The organism is Mesorhizobium sp. M4A.F.Ca.ET.050.02.1.1, assembly GCF_003997725.1.
In the GTDB taxonomy this organism is placed as follows: Bacteria; Pseudomonadota; Alphaproteobacteria; order Rhizobiales; family Rhizobiaceae; genus Mesorhizobium.
This window is the reverse complement of sequence record NZ_RZSG01000186.1, coordinates 1-8,968: the sequence shown is the minus strand read 5'-3', so window position 1 is coordinate 8,968 and position 8,968 is coordinate 1. Positions and strand designations below refer to the sequence as shown.

The following is an 8,968-nucleotide window of genomic DNA, read 5'->3' as shown; positions in this document are numbered from 1 at the left end:
CCGCCCGACAATTGCTTCGGCCGCCGGTGCATCAGCTCGTCGATGCGGAGAATCTCGGCGGCGCGCCTCACCCGCCGCTCGGTGTCGGCCTTCGGGTTGCCGTTCATGCGCAGGCCGAAGCTCAGATTCTGTTTCACCGTCATGTGCGGGTAGAGCGCGTAGGACTGGAACACCATGGCGATGCCGCGCTCAGCCGCCTCGACGTCGTTCACCACCTTGCCGCCGATGGCGATCTCGCCGCCGCTGATGTCCTCCAGCCCGGCGATCATGCGCAGCAGCGTGGACTTGCCGCAGCCGGACGGGCCGACGAAGACGACGAACTCGCCATCGGCGATGTCGATGTTGGCGCCGTGGACGACGCCGAAGCCGCCGAAGCGCTTGACGACATTGTTGAGTGTGACCGCTGCCATCTCGCCCTTTCCTACTTGACGGCGCCGGCGGCGATGCCGGCGATGAAATGACGCTGCAGGAGTACGAAGACGACGAGCATCGGCACGGTCAGCATGACGGCGCCGGCCATGATGCCGCCCCACGACACCTTGGTCAGGCCGATCAGCGTGCCGAGCGCCACCGGTGCGGTCATCGAACCGGGCTGGCTGTTGATCAGCAGCGGCCAGAGATAGTTGTTCCACGAGGCGAGGAAGAGGATGATGGCGAGCGCGGCCAGCATCGGCCGCGCCAAGGGCAGCGCGACGAACAGGAAGATGCGCCACTCCTTGACGCCCTCGACCCGGGCGGCGTCGAACAGATCTGCCGGCATCATCGAGAAGGCCTGCCGCATGAAGAGCACGCCGAGCGAATTGAACAGCGGCGGCACGATCAGCGCGATCCAGGTGTTGGCGAGCTGGAAGTCGCGCGCCACCATGATGAACTGCGGGATCAGCACCACCGAATAGGGCAGTGTGATGGTGCCGAGGATGATCGCCACCACCGCGCCCTTGCCGACAAACTGGTAGCGCGCCAGCGCCCAGCCGGCCATCGAGGTAAGCAGCACCGACAGGAAGGTGTAGGTCACCGCCACCGAAACCGAGATGCCGATGGCGCCGACGAAATTGGTGTCGCGCTGCAGATTGTTGACATTGTCGATGAAATTGTCGTGCGGCAGAAGCTCGATGCCGGGGCTGAAGATGCCGTTGTCGGGCATGGTCGAGAACACCACCATCATCCACAGCGGAAACAGCCAGATCACCGCCAGCGGCGTCAGGAAGAGATGCAGTGCGATTGCGCGACCGAGCCGGCTTTGCGAGCGCGAGGTCATTTCGGGTCCCTCGTCAGCCAGAGCTGCACCAGGGTGATGGCGATGGCGAGCCCCGCCATGGTGTAGGCGACGGCCGAGGCGTAGCCGAAATTCAGCGAGCGGAAGCCCTGGCGGTAGAGCAACAGGCCGAGCGTCTCGGTGCCGCCGCCGGGGCCGCCGCGTTCGGTGATCAGGAACGGCTCGGTGAACAGCTGCATGGTGCCGATGATCGACAGCACGGCGCAGAAGACGATGATCGGCTTCAACAGCGGCAGGGTGATGTAGAAGAACTGCTTGACCTTGCTGACGCGGTCGAGCGTGGCCGCCTCATAGACATCGTCCGGGATGGACTGCAGGCCGGCCAGCAGAATGATGGCGTTGTAGCCGGCCCAGCGCCAGGTCACCGCGATCATGATCAGCGCCATCGCCGGGGTGACGTTGGAGAACCAGTCGACGCTGGGCAGGCCGACGCTGTTCAAGAGCTTGTTGATGATGCCGAAATTGAGGTTGAACATCAGCCGGAACACCGCCGAATAGGCGACCTCGCCGACCACCACCGGGGCGAAGAAGGCGAAGCGGTAGAGGCCGCGGACTTTCAGCAGTGGCGAATTCAACAGCACCGCCATGACGATGGCCAGCGAGATCATCACCGGCACCTGGATGACCAGGATGAGCAGCGTGTTCTTCAGCGCGTTGTAGAAGGCCGGGTCGCCGATCAGCCGGCCCCAGTTGAAGGTCGGCGCGAAGCGCCACGGCACGGTGCGCGTCGCCTGGAAGGAGATCAGGAACGAGCTGATGATCGGCCAGACCCAGAAGATGGAAAAGATCAGCAGATAGGGCGTGAGGAAACGGTAAGCCGTGGCGTTCTGATGGCGCATCGTTTCCTCCCTTTCTGTTTCCTGTCGCGCCTTCTTGATGGGCGCAGTGTTACGCTTGGGGTTTTGCGAAAGCAGCGCCAATTGTTGATCTTGGCGCTGCCCCTCATCCGCCCTTCGGGCACCTTCTCCCCGTTAACGGGAAGAAGGAAACTGGCTGACTACTTCACCGGCAGGCCGGTCGCCGAGGCGATCTGGTTGGCGGCGTCGTCGAGCGCCGCCTTGGCGTCCGGATAGCCGCCGCCCAGATATTTGGTCTGCACCGCGCGCATGATGAGCTCGGCATCGCTCTGGAATTGAGTGCCGCGGCTCGGCACCACCTTGGGCAGGGTGGCGAGGATATCCTTCCACACCGCCTGGCCGCCCCAGTAAGGCAGGCCTTGCGAGACATAGGGGTCGTCGAGCGCCGAGATCAGCGACGGCACCAGGCCGAAATCCTTCAGCATGGTGATCTGGCCTTCATTGGTCTCCAGCGTGTATTTCAGATAGGCGTAGGCCGCTTCCTTGTTCTTCGAGGCCGAGGTGATGGCCAGCGACGAGCCGCCGAGATTGGCGGCGCGCGGGCCGTCGGCGGTCAGGCTCGGCATCGGATAGACGCCCCACTTGCCGTTTTCGCCGGCCGATTCGGTGCGGATGGTGCCCTCATACCAGCCGCCATAGACCTGGGTGGCGACGGCGCCGGCGGTGTTGTTGGTGATCTTGGTGCCCCAGTCGGCCGAGGCCATGATGCCGGCGTCCTTCATCTCCTTGATTTTGGTCAGCGTGTCGATGCATTTCGGCTGGTTGACCGTGATCGACTGGCCGTCCTCGGCGAAATAGCCGCAGCCCTGCTCGTTGGCGATCATGCGGAAGAATTCGGTGTCGCCGTTGAAATCGGCGTTGGTCATAGTGACGCCGGGATTGGCGGCCTGGATCTTCTTGCCGGCGGCGATGAAATCATCCCATGTCTTGATCGAGGCGGGGTCGACACCGGCCTTCTCATAGAAGTCGCGGCGGTAGAAGGCGGCGACCGGGCCGGAATCCCACGGCATCGCATAGGCCTTCTCGCCGACCTCGAGCTCGGTGCGCTTGAAATCGGGGAATTTCTTCTGGTCCTCGGCGGTGTAGCCCAGCGTATGCAGGTCGACGAAGCAGTCGGGGAACTGGCTCCAGTAGTTCTCGGCCTCGCCATTCTCGATCGAGACGATGTCCGGCAGACCGACGCCGCCGGCGGCGCAGCCGGCAATCGACTTGTCATAGGTCGGCTGGTTGCCGAGATCCTCGACGGTCACCTTGATGTCGGGGTATTTCTTGTTGAAGCCGGCGACGGTGGCCTTCAGCGACGAAGCCGCGATGTTCCAGCTCCAGATCGTGATTTCGCCGGATTGCGCCATGGCCGGGCCGGAGCCCAGGGCAAGCGCGAGCGCGGCGCAGGTCAGTGTGGTGCGCATTGAACTCCTCCCATTTCATTTGCTCTCTCACAGTGAGCGTGGCTAGATTATGCGGCGCGGAAGGCTTGTCCCGGACAAAGGGAAAAGAAAATTGGCGGAAAGTAAGATGCCGGAACGGCCGTTCTACCAGCCTGGCGCCAGCAGCGTGGAAGGCATGCCGCTGATGCTGCAGATGTTCCACACACAGCCGCTGGTTATGCTCAAGCCGCATTGGCACGCGCAGGTGGAAGTCAATTTCATCGTGCGCGGCAGCGTGCACTACTTGATGAATGATCACGAGATCTCGCTGTCGGCCGGCGAGATGTGCCTGTTCTGGGGCGGCCTGCCGCACCAGATGGACGATCTCAGTGACGATGCCGTCTATGCCGGGGCGCATTTGCCGCTGGTGCATTTCTTCCGGCTGCATCTACCCACCGATGTCCGGCACCGGCTGATGACGGGCGCCACGCTGGTGACGTCGGCCACCGACCAGGCCGACAACCACAATTTCGAGCGCTGGAACAGCTACGCCCGCTCGGGCGACGCGGCCAAAGCCGAGCATGCGGTGAACGAGCTGCTGCTGCGGCTGGAGCGGGTGCGGTTCGAACCCTACCGGCTTGTTTCGAGGGTTCCCGCCGCACATTCGGCGGGCAGCCCCTTCGACCAGCAGTCGTCGCGCAACGTCGGGCGCATGTGCGACTTCATCGCCGAGAATTTCCTCTATGAGATCGACTGCGTCGACATAGCGGCTGTCGTCGACATCCATCCGAAATACGCCATGAGCATCTTCAAGAAGTCGACCGGGATGACGCTCAACGAGTATGTCAACCTGCTGCGGCTGAGCTATGCGCAGGCGCTCTTGATGCATGAGGACGCCAACGTGCTGCGCGTCGCCATGGATTCGGGCTTCGGCTCGCTCAGCGCCTTCAACAAGTCGTTCCGCAAGCTCGCCGGCATGTCGCCCTCCGATTTCCGCAGGGCGGGTGTCAAATAGCGGACGTCCCGCCAGTGTGCCGCGTGTTCCGATTGGCAAGCCGCCCTCGTTGATGTGGCGGTGATCTGGGCGAGTGCCACAAGCCTTCTTACGGATTGACATCCGCCAAACTCCCGCACTAACCTGTTGCGTAATCGGTTACGTAACCGATTACGGCTCAATCAAGTGGAGGAAAACATGAGCAAGGATCCAAACGCGCTTGGTCTCGACCTGGGCCAGTTCTCGCGTCGTCAGTTCCTCAAAAGCAGCGCATTGGCCGCGGGCGCCCTGGCGCTGCCGCTCGGCCCGGCGCTCGCCGCCGACAAGCCCAAGGTCGGCCTGGTCATGAAGTCGCTCGCCAACGAGTTCTTCAAGCAGATGCAGGCTGGAGCCGAGGAGTACGCGGCCAAGAACAAGGACAAGTTCGATTTCGCCGCCGTCGGCATGAAGGACGAGCGCGACTTCGCCGCGCAGGTCGATGCCATCGAGAATTTTATCACCCAGAACTTCAACGTCATCGTCGTCGCACCCGCCGATTCGAAGGCCATGGTGACGCCGATCGCCAAGGCGCTGAAGGCCGGCATCAAGGTCATCAACATCGACGTCGCGCTCGATGCCGAAGCCAAGAAGAAGGCCGGCATCGACCTCGCCTTCTTCGGTCCGGATAACCGCGCCGGCGCCAAGCTCGCCGGCGATGCGCTGGGCAAGGCGTTGGGCAAGGGCGGCAAGGTGGTCATCCTCGAGGGCAATCCGGAAGCCGACAACGCCAAGGAGCGCAAGCTCGGCTTCGACGATGCGGTGAAGGAGCACGGCCTCGATCTGCTCGACTCGAAGACGGCGCATTGGGAGACCGAGGAAGCCAACACGTTGATGACCAACTTCATGACCCAGTACCCCGACATCCAGGGCGTGATGGCGGCCAACGATTCGATGGCGCTCGGCGTCGTCAAGGCGATCGACGCGGCCGGCAAGTCCGGCCAGATCAAGGTGGTCGGCTTCGACAACATCCCGGCGGTCGGGCCGTTGCTGAAGGAAGGCAAGATGCTGGCCACGGTCGAACAGTATGGCGCGCAGATGGCGGCCCTCGGCATCGACTACGGCCTGCGCGAGCTCGCCGGCGAGAAGTTCTCCGGCTGGGTCAAGACCGACATCAAGCTGGTCACCGCCTGAGGCAGCGCAACGGCGCCAGCATCTCAAATGCTGGCGCCGTCGCTCCGCCCCGCACGCCTTGTCATCGCCGCCCGGCAATTCCGGCGGCGATGACCGCGCGCTCCTGCCGGATTATGCGGTAGAAGAGCGCAATCAGGATCATGCCGCATGGACGACGTCATTCTTTCCCTTGAAGGGGTCGGGAAGATTTTCCCCGGCGCCGTCGCGCTGAGCGATGTGTCGCTGTCGATCGCGCGCGGCGAAACCCACATCATCCTGGGCGAGAACGGTGCCGGCAAGTCGACGCTGATCAAGCTTTTGGCCGGCATCTACCGGCCGGACGGCGGCGCGATCGCCTTCAACGGCGCGCCATATCAGCCGAAGACGCCGCACGATGCGCAGCAGAGCGGCATCCGCATCGTGCATCAGGAGCTCAACCTGCTGCCCTATCTCAGCATCGCCGAGAATTTGATGCTGGAAAGCCTGCCGCGCCGTCGCTTCGGCATCGTCGACGGCAAGGCGCTCAACCGGCGCGCCTTGGCCCTGCTCAAGGAGGTCGGGCTCGACATCGATCCAAGGACGCGCGTCGAGGCGCTCGGCGTCGCGCAGATGCAACTGGTCGAGATCGCCAAGGCGCTGAGCTATGACAGCAAGCTTCTCGTCCTCGATGAACCGACGGCGACGCTGACGCCACCGGAAATCGAGCGTCTCTTCGCCATCATCAAGCGGCTGAAGGCCAGGGGCGTTACTATCATTTATATCTCCCACCGCCTGCACGAGGTGTTCGAGATCGGCGACCGGGTCACCGTGCTGCGCAACGGCAGGCTGGTCGCGACCCGCGACCTGCAAGGCCTCACCGTTCCGGACCTTGTGCGCATGATGATCGGCCGCGACATCGCCGACGAATACAGCTTCGATGCCGCGATCGTGCCGGGCAAGGTCGCGCTCAGCATCAGCAACCTGAAGCGCGACGCCACGACACCGGCGATTTCCTTCGATGTGCGACATGGCGAGATCCTCGGCGTCGCCGGACTGGTCGGCAGCGGCCGGACGGAAGCCATGCGGGCGCTGTTCGGGGCCGATCCGAAACTTGACGGCGTCGTCGCCATCGACGGCAGGCCAGTGGCGATCACGGCGCCCAAGGATGCGGTGCGGCATGGCTTGAGCCTGCTGACCGAAGACCGCAAGGGGCAGGGCCTGCTTCTCGACCTGCCGGTCGACAAGAACATCACCATCACCGATCTCGGCAAGGTCTCGCGCCATGGGCTGGTCAACCGCAGGGCCGAAGCCGCGGCGGCCACCGACCTGGTAGGCCAGCTGCGCGTCAAGGCAAGCTCGATCGAGCAGGCGGTGCGCAACCTTTCGGGCGGCAACCAGCAGAAGGTGGTGCTGGCCAAATGGCTGTTCCGCGGCACCTCGACGCTGATCCTCGACGAGCCGACGCGCGGCGTCGACATCGGCGCGCGGCGCGAGATCTATCAGCTCCTGTGGATGCTGGCGGCGGCGCAGAAAGGCATCATCATGGTGTCGTCCGACCTGCCCGAGCTGATGGGCATGTGCCACCGCATCATCGTCTTTTCCAAGAACAGAATAGTCGGCGAGGTGCCGCGCGCCGAATTCGACCAGGAGCGCATCCTGTCGCTCGCCTATCAGGAGTATGTGAGACCATGAGCGAGACGTCCGAGGCTGTCGTGTCGGCGCCTGTTTCCCCCGGCAGGGCGAAATTCCTGCGCTTTCTCATCCGCGACGCCGGCGTGCTCCTGGCGCTGGTGCTGATTACGATCTTCTTCTCCATCAGCGCGCCCTATTTCGCCACGCCGGGCAACGCGCTCAAGATCTTCGTTCAGATCGCCATCAACACGGTTCTGGCCGCGGGCATGACCTTCGTCATCCTCACCGGCGGCATCGACCTTTCGGTCGGCTCGGTGCTGGCGCTCTGCACGGTGGTGGGCGCCACCATCATGATCAACGAGAGCCTGTCGCCGGCGGCGGCGATCACGCTGGCGCTCATCGCCTGCATGGCGACCGGTGCTGCCTGCGGCTTCCTCAACGGCTGGATTTCGACGCGCTGGAAGATTCCGTCCTTCATCGTCACGCTCGGCATGCTCAACATGGCCGCGGGCGCGGCCCGCGTGGTCAGCGACAATTCGACCATCACCGGCCTGCCGCAAAGCTTCGTCGATTTCGGCAATCTGATCATCGGCGGCTTCCTGCCCTCGATCTTCCTTGTCGCGGTGCTGGTAATCGCGATCGGCTGGTTCGTGCTGCGCTTCACCGTCTTCGGCCGCATGATCTTCGCCGTCGGCACCAACGACGAGGCGGTGCGGCTCTCCGGCCACAATCCGGATTTCTACAAGGTGGCGGCCTTCACCATCAGCGGCCTGACCGCCGGTATCGCGGCGATGGTCTATCTGTTGCGCCTCAACATCGGCAGCCCGATCGCCGGCGTCGGCTACGAACTCAATGCGATCGCCGCCGTCATCATCGGCGGCACGAGCCTCAGCGGGGGCAAGGGCTCGATCGTCGGCACGCTGGTCGGCGCCTGTATTCTGCAGGTTCTGAGCACCGGTCTGCAGCTGCTCGGCGTCGGCGACAATTTCAAGCCGATCGTGATTGGGCTTGTCATCGTGCTCGCCGTCATCCTAGACGCATATCGGGAGAGGCTGTTGCGCAAGATACGCTAGAGCCGGATGATTTCAGGTCGAATCGACCTGAAATCTGAATCCGGCTCTAAATCAAAGAGATAGAGCATGATGTCTTCCGAAAACCGCTTCACACTTTTCGGCATCATGCACTAGGGCAATTCCAGGAAAAGTGCGTAGCGGTTTTCCGTCCGGAATTGCGTGGGAAATGTAGGAGCGGTGGGACCAGGGGCCATGACAACGATTGCCGATGTCGCGCGCTATGCGGGAGTGTCCGTCGCAACGGTCTCGCATGTGATGAATCGCACGCGCCATGTCGAGCCGGAGACGGCCGAGCGCGTGCGCGCGGCGATCGCGGCGCTGCGCTACAGCCCGAATTCGCTGGCGCGAAGCCTCAGGCGCGGCGAGACCAAGACCATCGGCCTGCTTCTGCCGGACAACTCCAACCCGTTCTTCGCCAGCGTCGCGCGCCAGATCGAGGATGCCGGGTTCGTCGCCGGCTATACGGTGATCCTGTGCAACTCCGACGGCAGCGCCGAAAAGGAAGAGCGCTATCTTTCGGTGCTGATGGCCAAGCAGATCGACGGGCTGATCTTTGCCGGCTCGTCCGACCACGCGCGGGTGTTCTCGCGTCTGTTGCCAGATGTGCCGGCGGTGCTGCTCGACCGCGAGATCCATTCCGT

At 63.4% G+C, this 8,968-nt stretch carries 9 protein-coding genes; 5 read left to right on the top strand and 4 right to left on the bottom strand.

Annotation, left to right across the window (positions count from 1 at the left end):
* From EOA33_RS14800 to EOA33_RS14785, 4 genes are all read right to left on the bottom strand, one after another.
* Positions 1-410: ABC transporter ATP-binding protein (locus EOA33_RS14800; protein ID WP_145989148.1), on the bottom strand; the 410-nt coding region annotated here is incomplete at its 3' end.
* Positions 411-421: 11 nt separating this feature from the next.
* Positions 422-1,258, bottom strand: coding sequence for a carbohydrate ABC transporter permease (locus EOA33_RS14795; protein ID WP_126057344.1), 837 nt, complete (start codon positions 1,256-1,258; stop codon positions 422-424).
* A complete protein-coding gene (locus EOA33_RS14790) occupies positions 1,255-2,115 on the bottom strand; it encodes a sugar ABC transporter permease (RefSeq protein WP_126057345.1) in 861 nt (286 codons plus the stop codon). Before EOA33_RS14790 ends, EOA33_RS14795 begins: the two co-directional genes overlap by 4 nt.
* Positions 2,116-2,273: 158 nt before the next feature.
* Positions 2,274-3,542, bottom strand: a complete 1,269-nt coding sequence (locus tag EOA33_RS14785; protein ID WP_126057346.1) for an ABC transporter substrate-binding protein — start codon at positions 3,540-3,542, stop codon at positions 2,274-2,276.
* Between the two features lie 106 nt (positions 3,543-3,648).
* Between EOA33_RS14785 and EOA33_RS14780 the strand changes: the two genes are divergently transcribed.
* The 5 genes from EOA33_RS14780 to EOA33_RS14760 all read left to right on the top strand — a co-directional run.
* The gene (locus EOA33_RS14780) at positions 3,649-4,515 is read left to right on the top strand and encodes a helix-turn-helix domain-containing protein (RefSeq protein WP_126057347.1); all 867 of its coding nucleotides are present in this window, start codon (positions 3,649-3,651) and stop codon (positions 4,513-4,515) included.
* Between the two features lie 177 nt (positions 4,516-4,692).
* Positions 4,693-5,664 (top strand): sugar ABC transporter substrate-binding protein, encoded by a 972-nt coding sequence (locus tag EOA33_RS14775; protein ID WP_126057348.1) that lies wholly within the window; start codon positions 4,693-4,695, stop codon positions 5,662-5,664.
* Positions 5,665-5,811: 147 nt separating this feature from the next.
* Positions 5,812-7,314: a sugar ABC transporter ATP-binding protein gene (locus EOA33_RS14770; RefSeq protein WP_126057349.1), complete on the top strand. Its 1,503-nt coding sequence runs from the start codon at positions 5,812-5,814 to the stop codon at positions 7,312-7,314.
* Complete coding sequence (locus EOA33_RS14765; RefSeq protein WP_126057350.1) at positions 7,311-8,327, top strand: ABC transporter permease; 1,017 nt, start codon at positions 7,311-7,313, stop codon at positions 8,325-8,327. Before EOA33_RS14770 ends, EOA33_RS14765 begins: the two co-directional genes overlap by 4 nt.
* Before the next feature lie 192 nt (positions 8,328-8,519).
* On the top strand, positions 8,520-8,968 hold a 449-nt coding region (locus tag EOA33_RS14760; RefSeq protein WP_145989147.1), incomplete at its 3' end, for a LacI family DNA-binding transcriptional regulator.